This window comes from Ruegeria sp. CI8, assembly GCF_056536865.1.
In genome coordinates, this window is record NZ_JBQFQL010000003.1 from 66368 (window position 1) to 92975 (window position 26608).

Here is a 26608-nt window from a genome sequence, read left to right on the forward strand (position 1 = left end):
GACTGACCGATGGCGGGACCGTCCATTGTTTCCGCCCCCGGGCAAGCGGACTGGGTCGAGCAAGCCCTTCTTGCGGAATTGCGGGCCACTGCGCCCCAAGGGGTCAATGACAGCATCACGCTGATTGCGCAGGACGGCGAGGGCCGGGTTGGCGGCCTGCATGGCGCCACCTCCTATGGGTGGCTGCTGATCAAGACCTTATGGATCGACCCGGCCCATCGACGCCGCGGTTTGGGTCGGCAGTTGCTGGACCACGCCTTTGACGAGGCGCGCCGACGCGGGTGTCATTCTGCGTGGCTGGACACATCCAACCCGGCCGCCACACGGTTCTATCAGGCTTCGGGCTTCGAGCCCTTTGGTCGCCTGGCCAACACGCACACGCAAAACCCGCCCGGACATTGCCGCTGGTTCTTGTGGCGCCCCTTGCCGTAGCCGTGGCCACGCCGCCCTCACAACCGTTTGGCCGGGTCGAACACCTGCTGCCACCGCTGTGCATAGCGGGATCTATCAGCCTTGGGCGCCAGGACGGGAACCACCGGAGGCGTACCCGCCAGAATCGCCTCGATCGACTTGCGCCACGCCTTGGGATCGGACCCGCACGGGATCACGCCGCTTGCCCCGATCCGGTCACGCAGACCGTCGACCATGCTGACGATGACCGGACGCCGCGCCGCGCGCGCCTCATCCGCCACCAGCCCGTAGGCCTCCCATCGCGAGGGCATCGCCACCACGTCCACGACCCGATAGGCTTCGGCCGGGTCGTCGGCGTGGCCCCGAAACTCGATCCGTCGGTCGCCTGCGGCCAAGGCTGCAAGGCGGTCGCGCTGGCTGCCTTCGCCAAAGATCACAAGCCGTGCATCGGGGTTGGGGCACATGCGAAATCCTTCGATCAGCAGATCGAAGCCTTTCTGCGGCTCGAGCCGTCCGATCGCACCGATGACCCGGGCCGCCTCGACCGGCCCGGCTGCGCGCGCAACTGCGCTCAGGTCAACCTGCGGCGAGATCACGCTCAGTTTGGATGCCGGGGCCAACCGACGTTCGGCCATCCAGCCGGCCTGCGCCTTGCTGACGGCGATGACCTGATCGAACAACGAATAGGTCACGCGCAGCATCGCAAAGAACCGCCGCTTGTGCGGCACGTTCAAGGCGGTGAAAGACCGGGTATAGCTGTGTTCGACATGAACCAGCCGCGTGGTGGGATGCATCGCCCGCAAGGCCGAGAAAGCCGGCAGGCAGCGCCAACCGGGGGCGATGTGGCACACGATGACATCGGCGTCGAAACTGCCCCAGCTGAAGGCGCTCCGTTTGACCGGGCGAACCTTTTGGTGGACTTCGTCGGCCAGTTCGGGCAGCTGCGAAAGATGGTCGAGCATACGCATGACCCCACCGGCCGTGGTGTCATCAACAAGGTGAAGAACGGTGATCTTGGACATTTGGAAACCTCGGTTCAGATGGAAGTCTGGCGGCGCAAGAGGCGACCGGCTTGAACAACAGGCGCTGGCCCGACCGCGCGCAGGGCTGCGGCCGCGATGATGGTGGTCAACGTTTTGGCGGGTTCTTCGATCACGGGCAGGGCGCTGGTTGAAACCGACCGCTGCGCAAGCTCCCAAGCCTTGTGCGCATCCAGATTGCTGACCGCGCGGCGCGCAAGATAACGCAGCTGGTAGGCACGCGCCGCCGCCTCGTGCCGGGCAAAGAATTCGGGGTTCAGCGGACGCAGCTTGTCAACCATCCGCTCCCACGCCTGCAACTGCCGGTCCAAGGCCGCCGACAGGCCGGTCGCATGGATCCGGTAGCGGGTCAGCAACCCCGGTACGCCTCCGATTTGCCAATCCGTCGTCAGCATCAGCCGCAGCCAGCATTCGATGTCCTCGGACTGACGAAAGGTTTCGTCAAAGACCCAGTCGCGCTTGGTTTCGAACGCCGGTCGGTAGGCCAGATGGAGCAAGGCGGATTTGCGCATCACCGCTGCTGATCCATTGCCGATCGGGTTGCGTTTCAGGACATGTGCCGCCGTCACGTCCCGCAGGCGCGGCGACTGGCGGACGCGCATCAACCGACCACCCTCGTCGACCATGGCACTGCCGGAATAGCTGATCGCAACGTCGGGTTCGGCCTGCAGGTGGCGCACATGGGTGGCCAGCTTTTCGGGCAGCCACAAATCGTCGGCGTCGCAGAAGCCGACGAAATCTCCCCGCGCGGCCGCGATGCCGGTATTGCGCGCACCGGCGAGGCCGCGGTTTTCCTGCCGGATCACCCGCACTTTTGGGTCGGTCGCGTGAGCGCGGGCAATGGCGGGGGTTTCGTCCTGCGAGCCGTCATCCACGATGATGATTTCGAAATCATCATGGGTCTGCGACAGAAGCGAGGCCAGAGTCTCAGTCAGGGTCGCGGCGGTGTTGTAGGCGGGAACGATGATGGATGCTTGGGGCATTTTGGGTCTCCTGGTTGGGATCAGCGGGCAAACAGCGCCTGACGGATCGGGCGGGGCAGGGCGGGGGCCAGTGCCGCGCCAAGTGCAGTGGGCAAACCGCGCCGGATTGGGTTGAGAAAGCTGCGCGCACTCAGCGTCAGCCCGGCGCGGGCATAGGCGCGGGCCACCGACGGTTCCGCGCCCAAACGCAGCGCGCGCCGGGCCAGATACCGCATATAGATCGCCTCCGAGGCGGGCGACGGCGCAGCGCCATAGCGGACCGCCGTTGCAACCGCCCGTGCGCGCCCGGCCCGCATCGCCTCGAGGTCCGAAGACAGACCGCTGCCGCTGGTCCGGTACCAGACCTGCAGGCGATCAACCCCGATGATCGCGTGGCCTTCGCCCGCCAAGCGGATCAGCAGTTCGAGATCTTCATTGTGGACCGCAGCCGGATTCAGCCCGCCGACAGCAGCGAACACGTGGCGGCGCACTGCAAGGTTCGACATCGTGCACACCGCGTTTTCCGCCAGCAGGTCAGGAATGGTCAGGGGATAAGTGGGAACCGTCGAGCGCGTCGGACAATCGCCGGGGGTTTCGGAAAAGAACCCGATCTGGCCAAAGGCCGCATCAATGCTGGTATCTGCAAACAACCGGTCCAGTTGGGCCAGCTTGTCGGTGACCCACAGGTCATCCGCGTCGCAGAACGCCAGGATGTCGCCGGTGGCCACTGCCGCACCATGGTTGCGCGCAGAGCTGGGACCGCGATTAGGATTGGCCTCAACCCGCACCCGGGCGTCCCGCGCGCAGAATTGCCGGACAACTTCGGTCGTCTGGCGCGAGGGTTTGTCGCCCACGCAGATGAGCTCGAAATCCGCAAAGCTCTGCCCCAGCAGGCTGTTCAGGGTGTCGGCAATGGTTGCCGCATCATTGTGGAAGGGAACGATGATGGAAAACCGGGTCATTGGGCGCGCGCCTCCTGAGTGATTGCAGAACCCCGCGGCAGCAGCGTCCAAGATGCCGCCAGCATGATGGCGCTGCAGGTGCAGACATACCCGACGGCGACGGGCATCAGGCCCAGCGGCGCCATCAGGGCGGTATTCGCGATCAGGCCCACGGCCAGAACTGTGCTGACCCGCAATTCCGTGACGGGGCGGTTTTCCGACCGCAGCCATCCGGCGACCGCCGACCAGATCACCGTCGGCAGGGCCGCCAGGCACAGAACCGACACCACCGGGGCGATCTCGGCCCAGCCCTGTCCCAGAAGCAGAGGCACATAGACCGGGGCCAATGCCGCCTGCAGCAATACCAGCGGCGTCAGGATCAGCAGCGACAGGCCCAGCCCGTGGCGCAGCGCCCCATGCTTGTCCTCGGCCGCGCACAGATGCGGGAACAGAACGACCGAGAAGGCTTGCGTGAACGAAGTGGCCAGCCCAAGCCCCGCATTGAAAGCCATGAAATAGATGCCAAGCGCCTCTGCGCCCATCATCGCGCCCACCACCAGCTTGTCTGCCTGCAGGCGCAGAACCTTGACCAGTTCGACGCCCAGAACGGCCCAGCCGTAGACCACGAAAGGTTTCAAGGCTGCAAACCCGGCCTGACGATCAGGCGACCACCAACGCAGGCGGCGCATCAGCACCAGCCAGACAGGTGCAGTCAGCAGGCGCGGAAGGACCAGCGCCAGGGGCGAAGCCCAGACCACCGCCAGCAGCGCCGTCAGGGCGTTGGCCCCCACGACTTGCCCGCCGGCGATCGCGGCGGTCTGCTGCAGCTTGCCCTCGCGCATTGCCAGTGCGGCCTGAACCAGGCCCGCCGGCATGAACAGGTATTCCCCGGCCAGCACCGCCAGCAGCATCGCCAGCATGGTGTGGCCCATGATGAACAGCGCCGCCGCGACCGCCAGTTGCAGCAGGCACAGCCCCGCGCACCAGACCCAGAAGATGCGGTGCGCCGTGTTGCACCGCCGCGCCAACTCCTCGGACGGAGCCTGAATGATACGCTGGTTCACCCCATTCTCGGTCAGCGCCTTGAGGATGTCGCCCGCCGCCAGAGCTGCTGCGGCCAGACCGATCGCTTCGGGGCTGAGGGTACGGGCAACGGCCACCACGACGACCAGGCGCGACGCCTTGGCCGCCACTTCGGAGGCGGTGTAGGCCAAAAGATGCTGTAGGAAGCCTGATCGTGCAAAGCTGTGCGTCATGACGCCGTTATCCCGAAAAACAGTTGTTGGTTCTGTTGTACGGGTGGCCAGGGTCTGTGTCCCGGACGCGGTCGGACGGGGCAGGGGACCGTTCGGAGAGGGACCTATCCGAATGGGACAAACCGCCATCCCGATGCCGGACTGACGCAGGGCGCGCGGCGCGGTTTATCTTCTGTGACAGATCAGGAGATGAAAATGACCATGAATTTCAAGACCTTCCTTATTACGGCCGTCAGCGCCTCGACCCTGCTGGGGTGCAGCAGCATGCAGACCCCGCGCAACATCGAAGCCGTATCGCGCGGCGAAAGTTATCAGGCGCAATATCGCGAACCCGGTCGTCGGCGGGGCGATACGCAATTGCTGCAGGCCGCCGCGATGAACGGCCAGACCTGCATGCCGCAGGCCGGCGATCAGGGCGCAAATGCCTATGCGAAATGGTCGCAACCGGCGCTCAGCCCCTTGCTGGGCGAGAAACTGTCGCGCAACGACATGGTCCAGATCACCATCGAAGGGGACGACCTGCTGAGCGACGCTTATGTCGTCTCACGTGACGGAGACCTCAAGCTGCCCTACCTGCCGCCCGTGCGCGCCCAGGGCCGCACCACCGAGCAGGTCGAACAAGAGGTGGCCCGCGTTCTGGTTGCGGCCCAGTTCTATGACATCGAACCCCGCGTGACCGTACGGGTCAGCGATTTCGCCTCGGTGACAGTGGGTGTCCGCGGCGCGGTGTTCGAGCCGCACTCGGTCGAGATCGGCGGCGTTCCGGGCGATTCCCTTGACCGTCGGCGCCAGGGCGCGCTGGGGGCCTCGACCGAGGGGCGCAACCTGTCGGTGGCGCTGCGGGCCGCGGGCGGGGTGCGGCCGGATGCCGATCTGTCGGCGGTCGAACTGCACCGCCAGGGGCGCATCTATCGCATGGATCTGCGTGGTGTGTTCGAAGGATCGGACCCCACCGACATCATGCTGCTGACCGGCGACCAGATCGTGGTCAACAGCCGTGGGTGTTTCCAAGACGCGCTGATGCGTCCCAGCCCGATCAGCCCGCCCGGCGTGACAATGTACATGTCGAACCTGACCCAACCCGCTGCGGGCAATGCAGAATCCGCCATCGGGCGCGACGTGCGTGAAGTGCCTTATGGCACCCGTTTCCTGCAGGCCGTGGTCGACAGCAACTGCGTCGGCGGGTCTAAGACGACAAACGCCAACCGCAGCGCAGTGCTGTTCACGCGCAACCCCGTGACCGGATCCTCGGTCGTGATCGAGCGCAATATCGAACAGCTGCTGCGGCGCGGAGACCGCGACGACTACGATCCCTATGTTCTGCCGGGTGATGCCGTTGCCTGTTACGACAGCAAAGTCACCGGAGTGACCGAAATCGCCCGGTCGCTGGGCATCGTCGGGGCCGCGGTTCTGCTCAGCCCTTGACCGCACCGGGGGCGGGCAGGGCAGCCTTTGCCCGCTCCCAAACCTCGGGCAGACCCGTCAACAGGTCGGCGACCTGCTGACGGTCTGCGGATTTTGCGGCGATCTCGATCGCAATCAGCGCATCACGGAACCCCATCGCACCAAAGGTCGCCGCGCTTCCCGCCAGCCTGTGACACTCCTGCGCGACCTGGTCCAGATCGGCTTCACCGGCCTCCAACTGGGCAAGCTGCGCAACGACGACATCCCCCTCGGACAGGTACTTGCCAAGCAACCGGTCAAAGACGTCGGCGCCGAGGCTGGCGCGCAGATCTCCGATATGATCCGTTTCGTCCTCGGACCGGGTCGAAGCTCCGGGGCCGGTGACCACCGACAAGGCCTTGCGCAAGGCATCTAGGGCAATCGGCTTGCCCACAAAGGCTGTCATACCGGCGGCGCGGAACGCGTCGACCGAATCAGGCAGCACGTTGGCCGAAACGGCAATGATCGGCATCTCCGCCGAAGGCCCGCCCCCGCTGCGGATGTGGCGCGTGGCCGTCGGGCCGTCCATGATCGGCATGCTGATATCCATCAGGATCACGTCGAACCGATGCGCAGCCGCCGCGTCCACGCCCAGTTGGCCATTCTCGGCAACCGTCACCCGGTGACCGTCCAGTTTCAGCATGTTGCAGATCACTTCGCGGTTGATCTCGTTGTCTTCAACCACCAGCACGTCCAACGACTGGGCGCGCTGAACCTTTGGCTGGTCACTGTCTACGTTGGCGTCCAATTCCGCGTCCTGCAGCGGCAGACGAACCCAGAACACGCTGCCCGCGCCGGGCGTGCTTTCAACGCCGATCTCGCCGCCCATGGCCTCAGCAAACCGACGTGCGATGCCCAGGCCCAGACCGGTACCGCCGGTGGCCCGACCGATGCTTGGATCGCTGGTGTGAAAATCATCAAAGATGACGTCGACCTCATCCGGGCCGATACCGATGCCCGTGTCGATGATGCGGAATTCAAAGATGTTGACGCCTGCAGCGGGGCCAGGCTCGGTTACTTCGACCTCGATCGAGATCCGACCGTTTTCGGTGAACTTGATGGCATTGCCCACAAGGTTCAGAAGAATCTGCCGCAATCTTTGAGCATCGGCGGCGACGCAGGGGCGCGCATCGCCCACCCATTGCCAAGAGATGGAATTCCCCCGCGAGGCAGCGTTGCCGCTTTGACCGTCCACAATCTCTTGCAGGATATCGTTCAGGTTCGAGGGCTGCAACGCCACCGACAGTTTCCCGGCCTCGAACCGGGCGATGTCCAGAACGGTGTCGACGTGGCTCAGGAGGATCTGGCCCGAGATTTCCATGTTCTCGACAAACCGTGCCTGTTCCCGGGTCGTGCGGGTGTTTTTCAACAGCGTGAGGTTGCCCAGCAGCCCGTTCAGCGGCGTGCGGATCTCGTGGCTCATCACGGTCAGGAAATCGGCCTTGGCCTTTTCGCCGGCAAGGGCCTGGTCGCGGGCATGGATCAGTTCCTGCTGCGCCGCCACCTGCTGCGAGATGTCGCGGACAAAGCCGATGACGATTTCCTGATCGCCCGCCCGGGCCGACTGCAGCGCCAGTTCGACCGGGAACTGTTCGCCATCCGCGCGCATCGCCTCCAACTGGACACGGCCTTTGCCGACGACATGACGTTCTCCACCAGACTGCATTCGCACCATGCCGGCGCGATGTGCCTCACGCAGATGCGGCGGCACGATCAGGCCACCGATCGAGCGCCCCCGAGCCTGATCCGCCGTATAGCCGAATATTGCCTCGGCAGCCGGGTTGAACTCGATCACGTCGCCCTTGGCATCGACCACGATCACCCCGTCCAACGAGGTGGAGAGGATCGTGTTCATCCGTTCATTCGCCTGCCGCAGCGCCCGCCCGCGCCGCGTGGCGCGCCGGTTGACCACCAGAAGATAGGCGCTGACGGCGCCCAGGGTCAGAAGCAAGGCCCCCGACAGAACCGCCAACCGCAGCAGGTTTGCCGCCGTCTGGGTGCGCTGCTGGTCTGACTCGGTGGCAAAATACGAGATGCCCGAAACGGCCAACGTGCGGACATGCGGACCGATCTCAAGGGCCGCGCGTTTCAGATCGTCCAGTTGTTCGGACAGCTCGGCATTCGGCGCGTCGATCAAGGGGATTGCGGCGTTCAGGTGCCGGGTCACCCGCTCCAACGGCAGGCGGAACCGGTCATCCTGGCGCAACGGCTGGAACACGCGGGATTGGGCCAGCGTATCGACACGGCTGTAAAACAGATCGAACCGCCGGCGCACCAGATCCAACGTGCCATTTTGCGCGTCCTGCGCCGTCGACGCGGTTTCCAGAGCGTTCAGGTAGGACAGATAGTCGACCTCGACCTGCGACAGCGTCCATTGGACATTGTCCGAAGGCGCCGCTCGCCGATCGTTGAAATCGGTAAACACCTGCGCCGACAACCACGCCACCGCGACCAGACCCAACAAAACGCCGAAGCCGATGAGCCCGAAGACCCATCGGCGGCGCAAAACCTGCGTATCGGTATCGCTCAATCCGAGCCTCATCGATTGTTCACTGCGCTTTACTCATTACTGCACTCATTCCGGTTGCAAGCTATTTAACGACCTCGAGGCGATCGAGTTGCCAGATGCTGCGCGAATAGGTCACCTCGGTCTGGTATTTCGGATCGCTGTCATAGGGGTAGACGATCCACAGCGGGCCTTTCTGCCGACGCGACATCTCGGCACCGTCCATCTCATAGGCCACGATCGGGTCGCTTTCGGTGACCGAGTCCATGGGGATTTCGACCGCATAGTCGTTGATCGCCGTGGCGCGGATCATGCTGCCATCTGCACCGACCGCCTTTAGCACCACAGACAACGGCACGCCGACAAAGGTGTTTTGACCTTCGGTCCAGATCGTCGAGGTCGCAAATGTCCGAGCGGGCAAGGCTTTCAACATGTCCATGTCGAACCGTGCACCATCCTCGGCTCCGGGCTGGGTCAGGTTGCCGGTGATCGTCAGAACCACCTCTCCGGTGGGTTCGGCCAGATCCTGGGCCTGTGCCTGGCCCAGGGTCAGAATCATTGCCAGGGCTGCAAGTAAAATCCGCATGTCATTCTCCTAGTGTCCAACTGCACAAGATCAGAAAGCGTGACTGGGCAACAGACGGGCATCGGGATAAGCACCTATCCGAACGGATAGGTGCCCGCCGTTAAGCGGCCGGGCGCAGGTGGCCCATGCGCTGTGCCATGATCCGCTCAAACCCTTCGCGCAGCTCTGACCGCTGCAGGGCAAAGACCGCGGTGGCCTCAAGATATCCGGCGACCGACCCGCAGTCGAAGCGTTCACCCGCGAAGGCGTAGCCCGAGCAGCCAGCGGTTTCGATATCGGCAGCGATGGCGTCGGTCAGCTGGATTTCATTTCCCGCACCCGGTGCCTGGCCGGCCAGACGATCAAAGATCGACGGCTGCAGGATATACCGCCCGACGATGCCGTAGTTCGACGGCGCCTGTTCGGGGCTGGGCTTTTCGACCAGGCCGCGCAGTTTTTGCACACGCCCGGCCTGCAGGGCGATATCGACCACCCCGTAGGACCCGATCCTGTCGGACGGCACGGATTGGGTCGCAACCATGTGGCCGCTTTGGTCACAATAGCTTTGGACCATCTGTGATAGGGCCGGGCGTCGGCCGCTGATGACGTCATCGGGCAGGATCACCGCAAACGGCTCATTGCCCACACACTCGCGCGCCAGCGACACCGCATGGCCCAAACCACGGGGCGCGTCCTGCCGGACAAAGCAGTATTTGCCATCCTCCAGATCGGCGCAGCGCAGGTTGTTCAACAGCTCGGTCTTGCCACCATCCTTCAACTTGCGTTCAAGCGCCGTATTCCGCCCGAAATAGGCCTCGAGCGCGGTTTTCTCGGGTGACGTGATGAAGATGAACTCTTCAATCCCGGCCGCGCGCGCCTCGTCGACGGCATATTGGATCAGCGGGCGGTCGATCAGGGGCAGCATTTCCTTGGCCACGGTCTTGGTCGCGGGCAGAAACCTTGTGCCCAGCCCAGCGACGGGAAAGACGGCTTTGCGAATCTTGGTCATATCAATTCTCCTTGGGTTTTCTCAGTAGGCGCCGCGGCCGGACACGACGGCCCGCACGGTCATGGCAATCAGCATCAGATCCAGAAGGGCCGAGCGGGACCGCACATAGGCCGTGTCCAGATCGATCATCCGGTCAAAGTCGATGGCGGCCCGGCCCGACACCTGCCACAGGCCGGTGATCCCGGGGCGGACGGCCAGGCGTTCAAGCGCGCGGGGCGGGTATTTGGCGACCTCCTCGGGCAGGGCAGGGCGCGGTCCGACGATCGACATGTCGCCCTTCAACACGTTGAGGATCTGCGGCAGCTCATCCAGCGAAAAGCGCCGCAGAACCTTGCCCACCCGCGTGACACGCGGATCGTGACGGGCCTTGAAGCACACGCCTGCGCGGTCGGACAGCGCCAGCAGGCTGGCCCTTTGCGCTTCGGCGTCGGTGGTCATCGAGCGGAACTTGTAGACGGTGAAAGGCACCCCGTTCCTGCCCACCCGCGTCTGCCGGAACAGGGCCGGGCCGCGGCTGTCCAGCCGGACAAGGGCGGCAATGGCCAGCATCGGCAGGGCCAGAACCGTCATGGCCGCCAGCGCGACGGTCAGGTCAAGAATCCGGTTGGGCGTCAGCCCGCCAAGAGCCTGGGCGACGCACCGGCCCAGAAATTCGAAATTTCCGATCAGATAGCGGCGGGCCATGCGGCGTGGCTCCATCGCCAACCGCCACGCCCATTCCATCCGGACCCGCCGCACGACCCCGGGCGCCCGCCGGACGTTGCCCGTCAGAAAGTCGAACAACGCGCCGACACCCAGCACCAGGTTCGGGTTCAGCCGTGCGCGGTGCCGCGTAATCCACAGTTCTTGCAGCGGAACGCCCATGGCCACCAGCAGGATATCTGCGCCGGACTGGTTGATTTCGTCCAGGGCTTCGTCCGTCCGTTCGATGCCACTATACCCGTCGCGGCAACCGGCAATCCTCAGGCCGGGCGCCATGTCTTGCAGGCGCGCTGCCGCGGCCTGTGCGGTGCCGGGCGTTCCGCCCAGCAGATAGACCGACTGCCCCAGCTTGGCCGCGCGCCGGACCAGGCGCGGGACAAAGTCGGTTCCGTTCAGGTTCTCGGCCAGGTGTTCGCCCTGCATGACGGCGGCAAGCTCGACCCCGATCCCGTCGGGCAGGACGAGGTCGGCTTGCGTCAGGGCTGCTCGGTATTGGTCATTCTTTGCCCGGACATTTGCGCAATGGGCGTTCAGGAAAAAGACGGTCCGGCGGTGACCATCCAAAAGCGTGGTGATGACCGGCCCGGATTCTGCATTCACCACCGGCTGCCCGAGGATTTCGGTGATCGGCAGCGCGGTGCCGAGCGTGGTGTGTGCGCCGTCGAAAAGGGCGTGAGCGGCTTGAAAGTGCATGGAACTCTCCGAACATGAACTGAACTGTTGCTCTGAACCTGCCCGTTGTGCCGGCACCGCAACAGACGAGCATCGGGAGAGCGCGCGGAGAAATCGGCTGACTGACACGGCCCGGATGCGGCACCGCGTGGACATCCGACCAGCTGCTCCTATCCGATCGGGTATCTGCCTGTCCGTTCGGTAGGCTTCACCGCCAATCATCAATGGTTTATTAACCTTTTCAGGTCTGGGTGGAGGCACATGGAGTTCATTGATGAAAGTTCTTATCGCCGACGATCACGAACTGGTTCTGGACACGCTCGTCGCCTTTATCGAGGCCGCGGGCGGGATCGAACCCACCACGGCGCCGGATTTTGCGACCGCAAAGGCCAAGATCGAATCCGAAGGTCCGTTCGATCTGGTTCTGCTGGATCTGAACATGCCCGGCATGAACGGGCTGAGCGGATTGGAAACCTGCATTGGCATGGATCGCGCGCGGCATGTGGCTCTGTTCACCGGCGATGCCTCGCGCGATCTGGCTGAACGTGCGCTCGAGCTGGGCGCAGCCGGGTTTGTGCCCAAGACCCTGCCGGCCAAGTCTCTGGTAAACGCCATCCGTTTCATGGCCATGGGTGAGCAATATCTGCCCGTCGGTTTCATGAGCGCCGAGCAACCGAACGACACCCACCCGATGGCCAAGAAACTGACCGAGCGCGAGCGCCAGGTCCTCAAAGGTCTGACCGAGGGCAAGTCGAACAAGGAGATCGCCCGCGATCTGGACCTGTCCGAGCCCACGATCAAGCTGCATGTGAAAACGCTGTACCGCAAAGTGGGTGTCAGCAACCGTACTCAGGCCGCGATGGCCGCGCGCGAGGCGGGCCTGTTCTGACCCGCGCCCATCCTTTCGGATAGGGGGCCTGTCCCAACCCGCCCCGGCCTAACCCCTTGCGCAGCGGACAGCCCAAGCCGCATCCGTATATCAATCCTGTAAGAGAGGATTTGATATGCCGAACCAGATCTCCGACAACCAACAAACGCTTGCGCCAAACCGCCCTTGGGACTGGGCGCGCATCAGCCGCACGGACATCCGGTCGCTGGGCTGGCGGCGTGTCCTCAAGGGCGGGCGGCTGACCGATGCCGGACGGCTGCCGCGATACCTTGCGTTGTTTCTTCTGGGGTCCAGCTGCATCTGGGCCCCGATCAGCGGGTATCTGGCAACCGCGCCGGTCAAATACGCATCCCACGCCTCGTTGATCCTGCCGGGGTCGGGTGCGTCGGCCTCGGTCAATCTGGCCAATATCGGGCAGGCCTCGTCCTACGCCAATTCGGCCTTTGCCAACGGCTCGATCAGCCCCACCGAAACCTACAAACGGCTGTTGTCGGCCGATCGCATTCTGGATGCGGCCGCACGCGCCGTCGGGGCCGAGCGCGATGCGTTCGGCAAGCCGCGCATCCGCCTGGTCGACCAGACCAGCCTGATCCATATAGAAATGGAGGCCGCCAGCCCGGGGGACGCGCAACGCCACGGCGATGCCCTTGTTGCTGCGTTCTTCGCCGAGATCGACGCCCTGCGCGCGGACGAGATCGCCACGCGCGAAGCCAGCAACAGCGGCGCGATCGACGACTATCAGCGCTCGGTTCGTGAAACCCGCGCTGCGATCGAGCAGTTGCAGCGGCAGAGTAGGCTGCTCTCGGCCGCCCAATACCGTGAGCAGGTGGCCGCCAATGACCGCGCGCGCCAGACGCTGCGGGCCGAGGAAAGCACGCTGGCCCGCCAGGCCGAGCGGGTCGCGGCTCTTGAGGTCGCGCTGGATCTGCCGCCGGATGCCGCCGCGGTGACGCTGAAGCTGTACGCCGACGCGCAATATATGTCGTTGCTCAAGGATGTTTCGGCCGGCGCGGCCAAGCTGGCGCAGGCCGATGCCAATTACGGGCCGCGCCATCCGGTCTACCGCGCAGTGCGGGACGAATATGAAGGCGCACGGAAGGTTGCCGTCCAACGCGCGGCCGAGGTGACCGGCCTGTCGGTCGAGCAGCTCTCGGGTCTGGACCGCGCCCCCGAGGGCGAGCGCGCGCAGTTGCTCAGCGAGCTTGTCCGCGAAAATGCCCTGCGCGCGGGCCAGGAAAAGCACGTAAAAACCCTCGCCGCACAGGTCGTGGCCGAAACTGCGCGCCTGTCCGCGCTGGCGCCGGTGGCGGCCGAACTTGAAGACCGTCAAAGGGATTTTGCCGTGGCCGAAGCCGTCTTTGCCTCGGCCATCGCCCGGTCGGAATCGAAAAAGACCGATGTCTATGCCTCGTACCCGCTGATCCAGGTGCTGGAAAATCCGTCGCTGCCGGAACGGCCGTCTTCACCCAACAAGAAGCTGTCGATCGCAGCCGGGATTGCCGCCACGTTGATGCTTTTGATCGGGCTGACGCTGGCATGGGTCCGCAACCCGCTGATTTCGCGGCTGCTGAAAGACGCAGGCGAAAACAAGGCATGAGCCAGGCTGCGCCGCAGAACCCGGCCGAGCGGCTTGTCTGGCGCGCGCTGGTCTGGACATGGCCGTTCTATGCCATCGGCGCGCTCTATGTCGTCGGGCCGGTACTGGGATGGTCCCTGGCGGGGTTGGCGGTGTTGGCTTTGTATCTGGGGCCGGCGATCCGTCCGGATCTGCGGGCCACGGGGCCGGTTCCGGCGCTGGCTTGGCTGTGGATGGCCGGCATGTTGTTGATGCTGTTTGCACTGTGGGCCGGCCATCTGGATTGGGGGCTGGGGCTGGGCAAGACCATCAAGTCCTCGATCGGCTGGGCCAAGGGCTGGGCGCTTATTCCATTGTTCATTCTGGCCGGGGCCGTGCTGCCGATCCGGCGCGAGGTTCTGGTGCGAGGCCAGTGCAAGCTGGGGCTGTGGACCCTGTGCCTTGCGCCCCCGCTGTTGGCTGCACCTTATCTGGGCCTGCCCAGCCAGATCTTCACCTCACCGCTCAAGGCGGTCGGTGGGCCGGGCCCCGAGTATTTCTCGGTCTATCTCTACACAATCGACCCGGCCAGTTGGACGCCCCGGTGGCAGTTCTTCGCGCCGTGGTCACCATTTGCCGCCTTGCTGGGGGTATGCATGGTCCTGTTCGCGCTCGAAGAACGGCACCGGGGATGGATGGCCGTCGGGCTGAGCGCGGGTATTCTCATGATCTTGGCGTCGAAATCCCGCATGGGGCTGGTCGGGCTGGTGGCCTGCACGCTGGGGCCACGCCTCTTGCCGCTGGTGGCGCGCAGCATCGGATGGTTTCTGGTGTCGGCCGTGGCGACGGCGTCCGCGGCGTGGGGGGCCGCCGCGATCGATCTTGGCAACCAGGCACTGCAGAATTTCAAATCGGCCCGCGCCGACAGCACCCGCGTGCGCGAAACCCTGCAACGCATCGCCTATGAGCGCTGGCAATCCGACGCGGTGCTGTTTGGTCACGGAACCGTTAAGCCCGGTGCGCATTTGGTCGAGTACATGCCCATCGGAAGCCACCACACCTGGTACGGGCTTCTGTTCGTCAAGGGCATCACCGGCTTCGTGGCTTTTATTGTCCCCTTCGCCGTGCATTTCGGCGTAGTGATCACCGACGCGGTCCGCTCGGCGCGTGGACGCTTGCCGCTGGGCCTGCTGATGACCCTGCTGCTGCTGACCTTCGGCGAAAACATCGAGATCGAGGCCTATCTGCTCTGGCCGGCGCTGCTGATGCTGGGGTGCCATCTGCGCGAAATGGCAGGGACCGGTGCTCAGCCGAGCGCGTAACCGGCCCCGCGTACGGTGCGGATCGGGTCATCCCCCCCACGCACCGTCAAAGCTTTGCGTAAACGCCCGATATGCACGTCGACGGTCCGGGTATCCACGTAGATGTCGCGCCCCCAGACCCGGTCGAGCAATTGTTCGCGACTCCAGACCCGGCCTGGCTTTTCCATGAAGGTCGACAGCAGCCGGAACTCTGTCGGGCCCAGCTTGATGTCCTCGTCCGCGCGGGTCACGCGGTGCGTTTCGGCATCCAGGACGATGTCATCGTATTCCAACCGCTCGCCCACGGCTGCGGGGCGGGTCCGGCGGAACTGGGATTTGACCCGGGCCATCAGCTCGATCACCGAATAGGGCTTGGTGACATAGTCGTCGGCACCTGTCTCCAGCCCGCGCACCTTGTCGACCTCTTCGGATTTTGCCGAGAGCATGATCACCGGAATGGCACGGGTCGCGGCCTTCATCTTCAGTTGGCGGCAAATTTCGATCCCGGAAACGCCGGGCAGCATCCAGTCCAGCAGGATCAGATCGGGCGGCACTTCCTTGATCTGCAACAGCGCCTCGTCACCGGTTTCGGCCTGGCGCACGTCAAAGCCTTCGGCCTCGAGGTTGTAGCAGATGATCTCGCGCTGCGCGGGCTCGTCTTCGACGACAAGGATCGATGGCGTTGGCATCACAGGACCTCGGTGGTTTCCGTTGGTGTCTTGTCGAGGCGCGGGCGGTCATCATCAGGCAACTGCCCACTGACAAGGTAGATGGTCTGCTCCGCGATCCCGGTAGCATGATCACCGATCCGCTCGAGGTTTTTGGCCACGAAATGCAGATGCATGCCCGGGGTGATATTGCCCGGGTTCTCCATCATATGGGTCAGCAGAGCGCGAAACACGTTATTGTACATCGCATCCACATCGGCGTCACGTTCACGGATGGCCTGGGCCTTGTCCGCGTCCCGCTGGATGAAGCAATCCAGGGCATCCGCAATCATGCTCTGCACCAGCTGGGCCTGACGCGCTATGGCCGATTTGACTTCGTCCAAACTCGCCGAGTCCGCCAGGGTCACGGCACGCTTGGCGATGTTTTTTGCATGGTCCCCACTGCGCTCGAGCTGGTTGGCGATGGTGAAGGTCGCCAGGACCACGCGCAGGTCGATGGCCGTAGGCGCGCGCCGCGCGATGATGTTGGCGCTGTCGTTCTTGACCATCTCTTCCAACTCGTCGATGGCGCGATCGGCCTTGACGGTGCGCGCGGCGAGTTCGACATCCTTGTCGCACAGTGCCCGGATCGCGTCCGACAGGCAGCTCTCGACCAACCCACCCATGCGCATCAGGTGCGCCTGAACGGACTCGAGTTCCTGATCAAAAGATCGGACGATGTGCTTGTCCTTCATGGCGTCCTGGGTCATCCGATTCTCCCGGTGATGTAGGATTCCGTGCGCGGGTCTTCGGGATTGGTGAAGATGTGCCCCGTGTCCCCGTATTCGACCAGGCTGCCGAGGTGGAAGAACGCCGTTTTCTGGCTGACCCGAGCCGCCTGCTGCATCGAGTGCGTGACGATCACCACCGAGAAGTTCAGCTTCAACTCGTCAATCAGTTCCTCGACCTGGGCGGTCGCGATCGGATCCAAAGCCGAGCACGGCTCGTCCATCAACAGGACCTCGGGTTCAGTGGCAACCGCGCGCGCGATGCAAAGGCGCTGCTGCTGACCGCCGGACAAGCCGGTGCCGGGCTCGTGCAGGCGATCCTTCACCTCATCCCAGATGGCCCCACGGCGCAGGGATTTCTCAACGATCTCATCCAGATCGGCTTTGGTTCTGGCCAGTCCGTGGATCCGGGGACCATAGGCTACGTTGTCGTAGATCGACTTGGGGAACGGGTTCGGCTTCTGAAACACCATACCCACCTTGGCACGCAGCTGCACCGGGTCGATCCGTTTGTCGTAGATGTCTTCGTTGTCGATCCGGATGTCACCTTCGACCCGGCAGACGTCAATCGTGTCGTTCATCCGGTTCAGGCAGCGCAGGAACGTGGACTTGCCGCATCCGGACGGGCCGATGAAAGCGGTTACCGTCTTGTCGAGAATGTCGACCGATACGTCCTTGATTGCCTGGTTGTCGCCGTAAAAGACCTGGACGCCCTTCGCCTGAATCTTGATGGCGTCGACGGCGGTACTCGGCTCGATTTTGCTCACGTCGTTCATCATGATGACCCCTTTGCGCTTACCAGCTGCGCTCGAACTTGTTGCGGAGATAGATCGCGATTGCATTCATCGTGACCAGGAACCCCAGCAGCACCAGGATCGCGGCCGAGGTCCGACTGACAAAGCCGCGCTCGGGGCTGTCAGCCCAGATGAAGATCTGCGTGGGTAGGGCGGTGGCACTGTCGAACGGGCCAGCCGGGGCCGAGGTGATGAACGCGTTCATCCCGATCAGCAGCAACGGAGCAGTTTCCCCCAAGGCCTGCGCCAGTCCGATGATCGTACCGGTCAGGATGCCGGGCATGGCCAGCGGCAGCACGTGGCCGAATACCACCTGATGCTTGGACGCACCGATGCCCAGGGCCGCCTCGCGGATCGATGGCGGCACCGCCTTGAGCGCCGCGCGGGTGGCGATGATGATCGTCGGCATGGTCATCAGCGCCAGCGTCATGCCACCCACGAACGGGGCCGAGCGCGGTAGCCCGAACCAGCCGATGAACACCGCCAGCGCCAACAGGCCGAAAACGACCGACGGCACCGCGGCCAGGTTGTTGATGTTGACCTCGATGAAGTCACTGACCTTGTTCTTGGGCGCGAATTCCTCAAGGTAGATCGCCGCGCCGATGCCCAGCGGGAAGGAAATCACGAAACACACGAACAGCGCCCAGAACGACCCGATCAGCGCGCCCTTCAGGCCCGCCAGTTCGGGGAACCGGCTGTCGGCATTGGTGACCAGGCCGGTGTTCAGCGGCTTGCTGATCACGCCTTCGGCCTTGAGCTGATCGAACCACGCAATCTCGGCATCGTTCAAGCGGCGGTTCTGTTCGGGCGTGTCGCGGTCGATGGTGCCCTTGTTGAGCTGGTCATACGGGTCAGATACCGGCACGGTCATCGTGATGGTCTGACCAATCAGCGCAGGGTCGGCCACCACCCGGTCGCGCAGATCAAACTGCGCTCCGTTGGACAGAATGCCCGACAGGGCCTTTCGGGTAGCCCGATCGCTGGTGTCCACCTCGGGCAGCAACTCGGACAGCGAGGCTTGCAACACGTCCTTGAAACCGCCCCGCGGCAGCTTTTCGGGCTCGATCTCCTCGGGGTCGACATAGACCTCGAGCGTGATCTTGGTCTGGGTGAACGCCTGATATCCGGATGATACAAGCGAGGCCACCAGGATAAACAGCATCAGAAATGCAAATCCGATGGCGCCCAGGCCAAGGCCCTGCAGTATTTTCTGCTTGCGGTTGCGGCGGGCCAAGCTGGCGCGCACGGCGTCGGCGGTGTCTCCGCCTTTTGGCGAATTGTTTTGTCCTGCGGTCAGGTCAGCCATGATTCTTGGCCTCAGTCATAGGCTTCGCGGTACTTGCGCACGATGCGCAGCGCGAAGACGTTGATGATCAGGGTGACGACGAACAGCATCATGCCCAAGGCAAAGGCTGCCAGCGTCTTGGGGTTGTCGAACGAGGTATCGCCGATCAGAAGCGTGACGATCTGCACGGTCACCGTGGTCACGCTGTCCAGCGGGTTGATGGTCAGCGAGGCGATCAGTCCCGCCGCCATCACCACGATCATGGTTTCCCCGATCGCGCGGCTGACGGCCAACAGGATGCCACCGACGATGCCGGGAATGGCGGCGGGGAACAGCACGTTCAGAACCGTCTCGGCCCGGGTTGCCCCCAAAGCCAGCGCTCCGTCGCGCAGAGATTTCGGCACGGCTGACAGGGCGTCGTCAGTAAATGACGAGATGAACGGGATCAGCATGATGCCCATCACGCTGCCTGCGGCCAGCGCCGTGTTGGGCGACACCGGAATGCCCAGTGAGGCTCCGAAACTGCGCATGGCAGGGGCCACGACCAGGATCGCGAAAAAGCCATAGACCACGGTCGGTACGCCAGCCAGAATCTCCAGCACTGGCTTGGCCACCGCCCGCAAGCGGTCGGGCGCGAATTCGTTCAGGTAGATGGCCGACAACAGGCCCACCGGCACCGCGAGGAACAAGGCGACCACGGTAATGACGATCGTGCCGAGGATGACCGGAAGCCAGCCAAAGGCACCTTCGGCCGCAATCTGGTCCTCGCGCAGAGGAATCTGCGGTTCCCAGTTCAGGCCGAAGAAGAACTCGGTGATCGGCACCATCTCGAAAAAGCGGATGGATTCGAACAGCAGCGCGGCAATGATGCCGACGGTCGTAAAGATGGCGACGGTCGAGCAGAAAATCATCAAGCCGGAAACGATGCGTTCCACACTGTGGCGGGCGCGGAATTCGACACCAACGCGCGACCGGGCAAATGCCACGATAGCCAGTGACAGAATGACAACGATCGACAGCAGAACCCATCCCGACATCTGATGCAGTTCAAGATACCGCTGGGCCGCGTCCATCTTCCACTGTTCCGGCTCGCCGAAGATCTGCCCGCGCGAGATCGACTTGATCTCGGCCAGCACCAATTGACGCCCGCCAGTGTCCAATCCGTCAAGGCTGCCGGCAGGCAGGCCCGACATGACCACATGGTCGATCACCGGCCCCTGCAAGATCAGCCAAAGTACGATCAGCACAAAGACTGGAACCAGCGTGGACAGAAAAGAAAACAGCCCGTGATAGCCGGGCAGGGAGTGCAGGGACGTCCCATCTGCGCGCAGACCGGCCGCGGCCCGTCTGTTCAGCAAATATCCAAGGATACTGACGCCCAACAGCGCCGCAAACACGAAAGTAGTCATCTGCCCCCCAGGCACAAAAATGGGCTGCCCGGTTTCGCGGCCGGACAGCCCTGTGAATTGCAAACCTTACGACTTGGGTTCCATGTTCTGGCCGTCCAGAATTGCGTCCTGCAGCTCTTCACGGCGCTCGTCGGACAGGCCAACCAGACCACGTTCGGCCAGGTAGCCGTCGGATGCCAAAGCATCATCCGACATGTATTCTTCCAGGAACTCGTCCAGGTTCGGGATCACGCCGCGATGCGCGTTCTTTACATAGAAGTACAGCGGGCGGGACACCGGATAGGATTTGTCGGCGATGGTGTCGGCATTCGGCTCGACGCCTTCGATCGTGACCGGCTTCAGCTTGTCCAGGTTCTCGTACAGGAACGAGTAGCCGAAGATGCCCACGGCGTTCGGGTCCGCCTCAAGGCGCTGAACGATCAGGTTGTCATTCTCGCCCGCTTCGACGAAGGGTCCGTCGGTACGCATGCGCGAGCAGTTTTCCTTGACCCATTTCTTGTCGAAGTCACCGCTCTTGACGAAGTCCAGCTCTTTGCAGCCTTCATGCATGGCCAGCTCGACGAACGCGTCGCGGGTGCCCGAGGTCGGCGGCGGTCCATAAGCCAGGATTTCCACGGCCGGCAGGTCGGGGTTGATTTCGTTCCAGGTCTTGTACGGGTTGTCCTTCCACTCGCCATCAACCGGCACCTGGGCGCCGAGAGCCATGTAGATGTCGGCCAGCGACAGGTCCCAATCCTGTTCATTGCTACGCGAGATGGCGATCGACAGGCCGTCGAAACCGATCAGAGCTTCAGAGATGTCGGTCACGCCGTTCTTTTGGCACAGCTCGTATTCCGAGGCCTTCATGGCACGCGATGCGCCGGTGATGTCGGCAGTGTTTTCGCCGATGCCTTCGCAGAAGATTTTCATGCCGCCGCCGGTACCGGTCGATTCGACGATGGGCGAAGCAGCGCCCGTGTTGTTGGCGAACTGTTCGGCCACGGCTTGGGTGTACGGGAATACGGTCGACGATCCGACGATACGGATGGCGTCGCGCGCCGAGGCAGCGGACGCGGCGATCGCGGTGATTGCCAGAACCGAAGCGGTCAGTTTGATGGTGGTCATGGTCACTCCTGAGAATCAGCTTTGGCCGCCCCCTGCGGCCTTGTTGAGTGCAGTAGTCCGGGCGTGCGAAGCTTATGTAACGCTTTCGTAACAGTTTTATGACAACCCACCCGGGGCGGTTCAAAAACTCGTCTGATCCAGATGCGCGGCTTTCGGCAGCCGTTTGTGCACGACCTCAAAACACCAGTTGCGACAAGGTTTTGCGTCAAACGAACAAGTGAATGGACTCGGGGTCTGTTTCAGGGAATCGTTTAGTCCGATCTTTTTTCTTGCTGCCACGGCAAGGCGACTGGAGGTGCAGACATGCTGACCAGAAGACATTTTGTTGCGACTTCGCTTGCTGTTTTCTCGCAACCGATTCTTGGCGCGACATCGGCCGAAGCGTCGACCGCATCTCAATGGGCGGCTTGGGACAGGCAGGTGACGCCGGCCAACTATGACCCGGCCACCTCGAACCCTTGGGGGTTGAATCCCCGGTTTCTGCCGCAACGGGTCGAAACCAATCGGTCGCTGGTGCCCGGTGACATTCACGTGGATGCGGTCGCGCGCTACCTGTATTTCATCGAAGAGGGCGGAACCGCGATGCGATACGGCGTGGCGATCGCCCGTGGCAATCTCTACGAACCCGGGACCTATACCATCCGGCGCAAGGCCAAATGGCCGCGTTGGACCCCAACCGCGGACATGATCAAACGTGATCCGCAAGACTATGCGCAGTTTGCCGACGGAATGCCCGGCGGACCCAACAACCCCTTGGGCGCACGCGCTTTCTACCTGTTTCAGGGCAATCGCGACACATATCTGCGCATCCACGGAACACCCTATTCCCGGTCTATCGGCGGGCGGGCAAGCTCAGGGTGTGTGCGCATGGTCATGGCCCATATCATAGGCCTGTATGACCGGGTGCAGCCGGGTGCGACGGCTCATCTATACCCACCCGAAAGATTTACGACTGCCAGCAGCTGATCCGTTACGCCCGGGCGCAGATCGGGCGGCCATCGGCGGTTCTCAGCGGTAGGTATGTCGTTTCGACCGGACCCACGTAACGGTACCAGTAACAACCGTCTTCGGGCATGATCCGAACGGCAGTCAGGTCCTGCCCCGGCGCGGCGATTTCGACCACGCCCTCGGGCACTTTGGCAAGATCACCGGGGGCTTTGTCGCCGGACATCGACGTGGTCTCGGTACAGGCGGCAATCAGGGACAGCGCGCACAGCCCAATCAATGCTTTCCTCGTTGTCATGCCGCACCTTTCCGATTCCCAAGTGATTCTCTTTGCGTGATACCCTCGCATCCAAGCGATCCCGCTTCAATTCACCAAGGATCCGTCGCCATCCATCGTTGCCCTGTTGCCGACGGAGCACAGCAGCAAACTGCTCTTGCCCTGACGGGATGGTTTGCTTGGTGCGCAGGGATATTCCGCAGAGGGCCTTGACCTTCCACTTGCTGGAACCCTTATGTACAGGGTCGACCGGATAATCGTGGTGACGACATGGCCAATATTTCACATGCCAAATTTCAGGTTCAGGGGATGAGTTGCGCGTCTTGCGTGGCTCGGGTTGAGCGTGCGCTCAGCGCGGTTCCGGGCGTCGACTCGGCTGCCGTAAACCTGGCGAATGAGAGCGTCCAGGTGGATTTCGATGCTCCGGCTGATGTCAAATCCATCGCACAGGCGATGGAGGCGGCGGGCTATCCAGCCGTGACCGAGACCGTCACGCTCAACATCCAAGGCATGAGCTGTGCTTCATGCGTCGGCCGGGTCGAGAAGGCTTTGCTTGCCGGGCAGGGGGTGCTGGCGGCGTCGGTCAACCTCGCCTCGGAAAGCGCGACCGTCCAGTTTGCAACGGGCGCCACGACACCCGAAGCGATTGCTGCACTGGCCAACGCGGCCGGGTACCCGGCGACGCCGCGCAACTCGGCTCAGGCAGCGGCGCAGGATCGCAAAGCTGACGAAATCCGCAAACTGGCACTGCGAACGGGGTTTGCGGCAATCCTGGCCTTGCCGGTTTTCATCCTTGAAATGGGCGCGCATGTCATTCCCGGCATGCATCACCTGATTGCAAGCACCATGGGTCTGCAAGCCAGCCACTACATTCAGTTCGTCTTGACGACACTGGTCCTGTTCGGGCCCGGTCTTCAATTCTACACCAAGGGCTTTCCAGCACTTGCCAAGGGTGCGCCAGACATGAATTCGCTGGTCGCTTTGGGCACGTCGGCGGCTTATTGGTTCTCGCTGATCTCGACCTTTGCGCCCGAAATCCTTCCGACCGGCACGGCCAATGTCTATTACGAGGCGGCCGCGGTCATCGTGGTTCTGATCCTGCTGGGCCGCTTTCTTGAAGCACGCGCCAAAGGCCGAACCGGCGAGGCGATCCGCAAGCTGGTCGGCCTGCAGGCCAAAACCGCGCGGGTCGAACGGGAGAACCGCATCGTCGAACTGCCTATTGATCAGATCGCAGTGGGCGATCTGGTTCACGTGCGGCCCGGCGAAAAGATCCCGGTCGATGGCTCGGTGCTGAGCGGCAGTTCGTATGTTGACGAAAGCATGATCACGGGTGAGCCCGTTCCGGTCGAGAAATCCTCTGACGCAACCGTCGTAGGCGGCACCGTGAACGGTACCGGAGCGTTGACCGTCCGCGCCGAAAAGATCGGAGCGGATACGATGCTGGCGCAGATCATTCAGATGGTCGAACAGGCTCAGGGCGCGAAGCTGCCCATTCAGGGCTTGGTTGACCGTATCACCCTTTGGTTTGTTCCCGCGGTGATCGCGGTGGCGGTCGTGACAGTCCTTGTTTGGTTGCTGTTCGGACCGGACCCGGCACTTAGCATGGCTCTGGTTGCCGGGGTCGCGGTGCTTATCATTGCCTGCCCCTGCGCAATGGGTCTGGCTACGCCGACATCGATCATGGTGGGCACGGGGCGCGCTGCGGAAATGGGCGTTCTGTTCCGCAAGGGGGACGCGCTGCAGATGTTGCAGGAAACCACTGTTGTAGCGGTGGACAAGACCGGCACCCTGACGGAAGGCCGCCCGGAACTGACTGATCTTGTGGTTGCCCAAGGGCTGGATGAGGACACCGTCCTGCGCCTGGTCGCAGCCGTCGAGGCCACTTCGGAACATCCGATCGCCACCGCCATCGTGCGCGCGGCCGAGACACGCGGCCTGAATCTGCCGAAGCCCGAGGATTTCAAGTCGATCACCGGCTATGGGGTTCAAGCGGTCATCGAAGGGCACAGCATCCTCATCGGTGCCGATCGTCTGATGGAGCGCGAAGGCATCGACATCAGTGCGCTGTCAGATCACGGCGCGTCGCTGGCCGCCAAAGGCAGAACACCGCTCTACGCCGCAATCGACGGAACCGCTGCCGCCGCAATCGCGGTGGCCGACCCGATCAAGCCCAGCACACCGGAGGCCATCGAAGCCTTGCACGCGCTGGGGCTCAAAGTGGCGATGATCACGGGCGACAACAGGGCGACGGCCGATGCCATCGCAGCACAGCTTGGGATCGACACAGTCGTCGCCGAAGTCCTGCCCGAAGGCAAAGTCGCTGCACTGGAAAACCTGCGCGTGAACGGCGGCAAGTTGGCTTTTGTCGGTGATGGGATCAACGACGCTCCGGCGCTGGCGGCCGCGGATGTCGGCATTGCCATCGGCACCGGGACCGACGTTGCGATCGAGGCCGCAGACGTGGTGCTGATGTCGGGCGATCTGATCGGCGTGGTCAACGCCTTCGATATCAGCCAGCGCACCATGCGCAATATCCGGCAGAACCTGTTCTGGGCCTTTGGCTACAACACGCTGCTGATCCCGGTGGCCGCGGGAGTTCTCTATCCCTTTGGCGGACCCTTGCTGTCCCCGGTTTTGGCGGCTGGCGCCATGGCGCTGTCCAGCGTGTTTGTCTTGTCAAACGCATTGCGGCTGCGTTGGGTCAAGGCGGCCCGGCCGCCGAGCGGATCCGACCGCAAACCGCAGACCATTGCACACGCACCCACACCCGCCGAATAGGAAAGGAGCCGCCATGAACATCGGGGACGTCGCCGAACGCTCGGGTTTGCCAGCCAAGACCATCCGCTATTATGAGGACATCGGTTTCATCAAACCCAGACGCTCGACCAATGGATACCGCCATTTCGACGAGAAAGAGCTCCACAAGCTGGCGTTCATCGGACGCGCGCGGTCGCTGGGGTTCACCATCGAAGACTGCCGCTCGCTGCTGGCGCTGTATGAGGACAAGCACCGCGCCAGCGCGGACGTCAAGCGGATCGCCAAACAGAACCTCGAAGAAATCGATGCCAAGATCGAAGGTTTGAAAGCCATGCGCGAAACACTGTCGCACCTGATCCACGAATGCGCCGGAGATGACCGCCCGGATTGTCCGATCCTCAAGGATCTGGGTCGCGACTGACAGGATAGACCCGAGGCACCTTCGGACGCTTTCCCTTGATCGTGACTACGGTTCTGTCCTAGGCCATGCAGCAGGTGCACAGGACGCGTTGTTACGAACGTATCGTCCGGGCCGGGCGAAAGACGGCAGAACCGTATTGATCTACGAGGGCTTTGGGTCACCCATGCAAGCAGCCACATGACGATCACTGACTGGACCCAGCGGTTCCATGGAACCAGCCACCTGCCTGAGGCGGTCCGCGCCCGGTTGCGCGCGGCTGCGCGGATCGTGAAGTTCCCGAAAGGGGCCCAGGTGTTCGGGCCCGACAATGTGCCGGACAGCCTCATGTTTCTGTACGAAGGCCGGATCCGCGTTTCACAAAGCTCGGATACAGGGCGCGAAATCGTCTTGTATCGGGTCGAGGCCGGCGAAAGCTGTGTGCTGACCACGGCATGTATGCTGGCCGAAGAGGCCTATAACGCCGAAGGCATTGCTGAAACAGATGTCACCGCGATCGTCCTGCCCAAGCCTGCCTTCGACCGCCTTGCCGCGGAAGAGGACGCGTTTCGCGATTTCGTGTTCCAGGCCTATTCCCGCCGATTGATCGACCTTCTGCGCGTGGTCGATGACGTCGCTTTCGGACGGATCGATGTCCGGCTGGCGGAACGTCTGCTTGCATTGGCCGATCCCGCGAACGAGGTGCAGGCCACACATCAACAACTGGCCAGCGAACTGGGAACCGCGCGTGAAGTTGTCTCGCGGGTGCTCCACGACTTCCAGAAACGCGAGTTGGTTTCGCAAACCCGGGGCAAGATAACGCTCACCGACACAACGGCTTTGCAAGCTTTGGCCCACAGCACCTGATTTTTCGGGAATCTTTTCGGCTTTCGTGACATTGTCACTGAAGAGACGCTCCTGGCGTCATATATGCCATTCAGAAACCTGAA

At 63.1% G+C, this 26608-nt stretch carries 24 protein-coding genes; 9 read left to right on the forward strand and 15 right to left on the reverse strand.

Annotation, left to right across the window (positions count from 1 at the left end; genetic code table 11):
• Positions 1 to 9: 9 nt before the first annotated feature.
• Entirely contained in the window at positions 10 to 432 is a 423-nt protein-coding gene (locus ACR0DA_RS13725; protein ID WP_170529897.1) for a GNAT family N-acetyltransferase, read from the forward strand.
• Positions 433 to 449: 17 nt separating this feature from the next.
• On the opposite strand, the gene ACR0DA_RS13730 is transcribed toward ACR0DA_RS13725, so the two are convergent.
• Genes ACR0DA_RS13730 through ACR0DA_RS13745 form a run of 4 tightly spaced genes read right to left on the reverse strand, consistent with a single transcriptional unit; the run spans position 450 to position 4610 of the window.
• Positions 450 to 1433, reverse strand: coding sequence for a glycosyltransferase family 4 protein (locus tag ACR0DA_RS13730; RefSeq protein ID WP_480637901.1), 984 nt, complete (start codon positions 1431 to 1433; stop codon positions 450 to 452).
• Positions 1434 to 1447: 14 nt separating this feature from the next.
• Positions 1448 to 2434 carry a glycosyltransferase family 2 protein gene (locus tag ACR0DA_RS13735; protein ID WP_480754481.1) on the reverse strand — a complete coding sequence of 329 codons (987 nt, stop codon included), beginning with the start codon at positions 2432 to 2434 and terminating at the stop codon, positions 1448 to 1450.
• Positions 2435 to 2454: 20 nt separating this feature from the next.
• On the reverse strand, positions 2455 to 3375 hold the full coding sequence (locus tag ACR0DA_RS13740; protein WP_170599919.1) for a glycosyltransferase family 2 protein: 921 nt from the start codon (positions 3373 to 3375) through the stop codon (positions 2455 to 2457).
• Positions 3372 to 4610, reverse strand: a complete 1239-nt coding sequence (locus ACR0DA_RS13745) for an oligosaccharide flippase family protein (RefSeq protein WP_170599917.1) — start codon at positions 4608 to 4610, stop codon at positions 3372 to 3374. Before ACR0DA_RS13745 ends, ACR0DA_RS13740 begins: the two co-directional genes overlap by 4 nt.
• Positions 4611 to 4805: 195 nt before the next feature.
• On the opposite strand from ACR0DA_RS13745, the gene ACR0DA_RS13750 reads away from it, so the two are divergent.
• Complete coding sequence (locus ACR0DA_RS13750) at positions 4806 to 6035, forward strand: polysaccharide biosynthesis/export family protein (RefSeq protein WP_480754483.1); 1230 nt, start codon at positions 4806 to 4808, stop codon at positions 6033 to 6035.
• On the opposite strand, the gene ACR0DA_RS13755 is transcribed toward ACR0DA_RS13750, so the two are convergent.
• From ACR0DA_RS13755 to ACR0DA_RS13770, 4 genes are all read right to left on the reverse strand, one after another.
• Positions 6025 to 8583, reverse strand: a complete 2559-nt coding sequence (locus ACR0DA_RS13755) for a hybrid sensor histidine kinase/response regulator (protein WP_480754484.1) — start codon at positions 8581 to 8583, stop codon at positions 6025 to 6027. The genes ACR0DA_RS13750 and ACR0DA_RS13755 overlap by 11 nt on opposite strands.
• A gap of 61 nt (positions 8584 to 8644) precedes the next feature.
• A complete protein-coding gene (locus ACR0DA_RS13760; protein WP_254437706.1) occupies positions 8645 to 9145 on the reverse strand; it encodes a putative pterin-binding protein in 501 nt (166 codons plus the stop codon).
• Between the two features lie 100 nt (positions 9146 to 9245).
• Positions 9246 to 10133 (reverse strand): UTP--glucose-1-phosphate uridylyltransferase, encoded by an 888-nt coding sequence (locus ACR0DA_RS13765; protein ID WP_170588923.1) that lies wholly within the window; start codon positions 10131 to 10133, stop codon positions 9246 to 9248.
• Between the two features lie 21 nt (positions 10134 to 10154).
• A complete protein-coding gene (locus ACR0DA_RS13770; RefSeq protein WP_480754486.1) occupies positions 10155 to 11528 on the reverse strand; it encodes a WecB/TagA/CpsF family glycosyltransferase in 1374 nt (457 codons plus the stop codon).
• A 253-nt stretch (positions 11529 to 11781) separates the two neighbouring features.
• Between ACR0DA_RS13770 and ACR0DA_RS13775 the strand changes: the two genes are divergently transcribed.
• From ACR0DA_RS13775 to ACR0DA_RS13785, 3 genes are all read left to right on the forward strand, one after another.
• Positions 11782 to 12396 carry a response regulator transcription factor gene (locus ACR0DA_RS13775; RefSeq protein ID WP_170341595.1) on the forward strand — a complete coding sequence of 205 codons (615 nt, stop codon included), beginning with the start codon at positions 11782 to 11784 and terminating at the stop codon, positions 12394 to 12396.
• A 115-nt stretch (positions 12397 to 12511) separates the two neighbouring features.
• Positions 12512 to 13993: a GumC family protein gene (locus ACR0DA_RS13780; RefSeq protein WP_480754488.1), complete on the forward strand. Its 1482-nt coding sequence runs from the start codon at positions 12512 to 12514 to the stop codon at positions 13991 to 13993.
• Entirely contained in the window at positions 13990 to 15273 is a 1284-nt protein-coding gene (locus ACR0DA_RS13785) for an O-antigen ligase domain-containing protein (RefSeq protein ID WP_480754489.1), read from the forward strand. Before ACR0DA_RS13780 ends, ACR0DA_RS13785 begins: the two co-directional genes overlap by 4 nt.
• On the opposite strand, the gene phoB is transcribed toward ACR0DA_RS13785, so the two are convergent.
• The 6 genes from phoB to ACR0DA_RS13815 form a co-directional block, all read right to left on the reverse strand.
• The gene (phoB, locus tag ACR0DA_RS13790; protein WP_480754491.1) at positions 15258 to 15941 is read right to left on the reverse strand and encodes a phosphate regulon transcriptional regulator PhoB; all 684 of its coding nucleotides are present in this window, start codon (positions 15939 to 15941) and stop codon (positions 15258 to 15260) included. The genes ACR0DA_RS13785 and phoB overlap by 16 nt on opposite strands.
• Positions 15941 to 16669: a phosphate signaling complex protein PhoU gene (gene phoU, locus ACR0DA_RS13795; protein WP_244952437.1), complete on the reverse strand. Its 729-nt coding sequence runs from the start codon at positions 16667 to 16669 to the stop codon at positions 15941 to 15943. The genes phoB and phoU overlap by 1 nt, the downstream gene beginning before the upstream one ends.
• Positions 16666 to 17463, reverse strand: a complete 798-nt coding sequence (gene pstB / locus ACR0DA_RS13800; RefSeq protein WP_480754493.1) for a phosphate ABC transporter ATP-binding protein PstB — start codon at positions 17461 to 17463, stop codon at positions 16666 to 16668. Before pstB ends, phoU begins: the two co-directional genes overlap by 4 nt.
• 19 nt (positions 17464 to 17482) lie before the next feature.
• A complete protein-coding gene (gene pstA / locus ACR0DA_RS13805) occupies positions 17483 to 18787 on the reverse strand; it encodes a phosphate ABC transporter permease PstA (RefSeq protein WP_170341613.1) in 1305 nt (434 codons plus the stop codon).
• An 11-nt stretch (positions 18788 to 18798) separates the two neighbouring features.
• The gene (pstC, locus tag ACR0DA_RS13810) at positions 18799 to 20175 is read right to left on the reverse strand and encodes a phosphate ABC transporter permease subunit PstC (RefSeq protein WP_244952436.1); all 1377 of its coding nucleotides are present in this window, start codon (positions 20173 to 20175) and stop codon (positions 18799 to 18801) included.
• A gap of 66 nt (positions 20176 to 20241) precedes the next feature.
• A complete protein-coding gene (locus tag ACR0DA_RS13815) occupies positions 20242 to 21279 on the reverse strand; it encodes a substrate-binding domain-containing protein (protein WP_093963304.1) in 1038 nt (345 codons plus the stop codon).
• Between the two features lie 303 nt (positions 21280 to 21582).
• Between ACR0DA_RS13815 and ACR0DA_RS13820 the strand changes: the two genes are divergently transcribed.
• The gene (locus ACR0DA_RS13820) at positions 21583 to 22245 is read left to right on the forward strand and encodes a L,D-transpeptidase (RefSeq protein ID WP_170599907.1); all 663 of its coding nucleotides are present in this window, start codon (positions 21583 to 21585) and stop codon (positions 22243 to 22245) included.
• A 4-nt stretch (positions 22246 to 22249) separates the two neighbouring features.
• On the opposite strand, the gene ACR0DA_RS13825 is transcribed toward ACR0DA_RS13820, so the two are convergent.
• Complete coding sequence (locus ACR0DA_RS13825) at positions 22250 to 22522, reverse strand: hypothetical protein (RefSeq protein ID WP_170341585.1); 273 nt, start codon at positions 22520 to 22522, stop codon at positions 22250 to 22252.
• Positions 22523 to 22771: 249 nt separating this feature from the next.
• On the opposite strand from ACR0DA_RS13825, the gene ACR0DA_RS13830 reads away from it, so the two are divergent.
• From ACR0DA_RS13830 to ACR0DA_RS13840, 3 genes are all read left to right on the forward strand, one after another.
• Positions 22772 to 25282 carry a heavy metal translocating P-type ATPase gene (locus ACR0DA_RS13830; protein WP_170341621.1) on the forward strand — a complete coding sequence of 837 codons (2511 nt, stop codon included), beginning with the start codon at positions 22772 to 22774 and terminating at the stop codon, positions 25280 to 25282.
• 13 nt (positions 25283 to 25295) lie between these two features.
• Positions 25296 to 25682 (forward strand): Cu(I)-responsive transcriptional regulator, encoded by a 387-nt coding sequence (gene cueR / locus ACR0DA_RS13835; protein ID WP_170359527.1) that lies wholly within the window; start codon positions 25296 to 25298, stop codon positions 25680 to 25682.
• A 177-nt stretch (positions 25683 to 25859) separates the two neighbouring features.
• Positions 25860 to 26525 carry a Crp/Fnr family transcriptional regulator gene (locus ACR0DA_RS13840; protein WP_170599904.1) on the forward strand — a complete coding sequence of 222 codons (666 nt, stop codon included), beginning with the start codon at positions 25860 to 25862 and terminating at the stop codon, positions 26523 to 26525.
• Positions 26526 to 26608 lie beyond the last annotated feature (83 nt).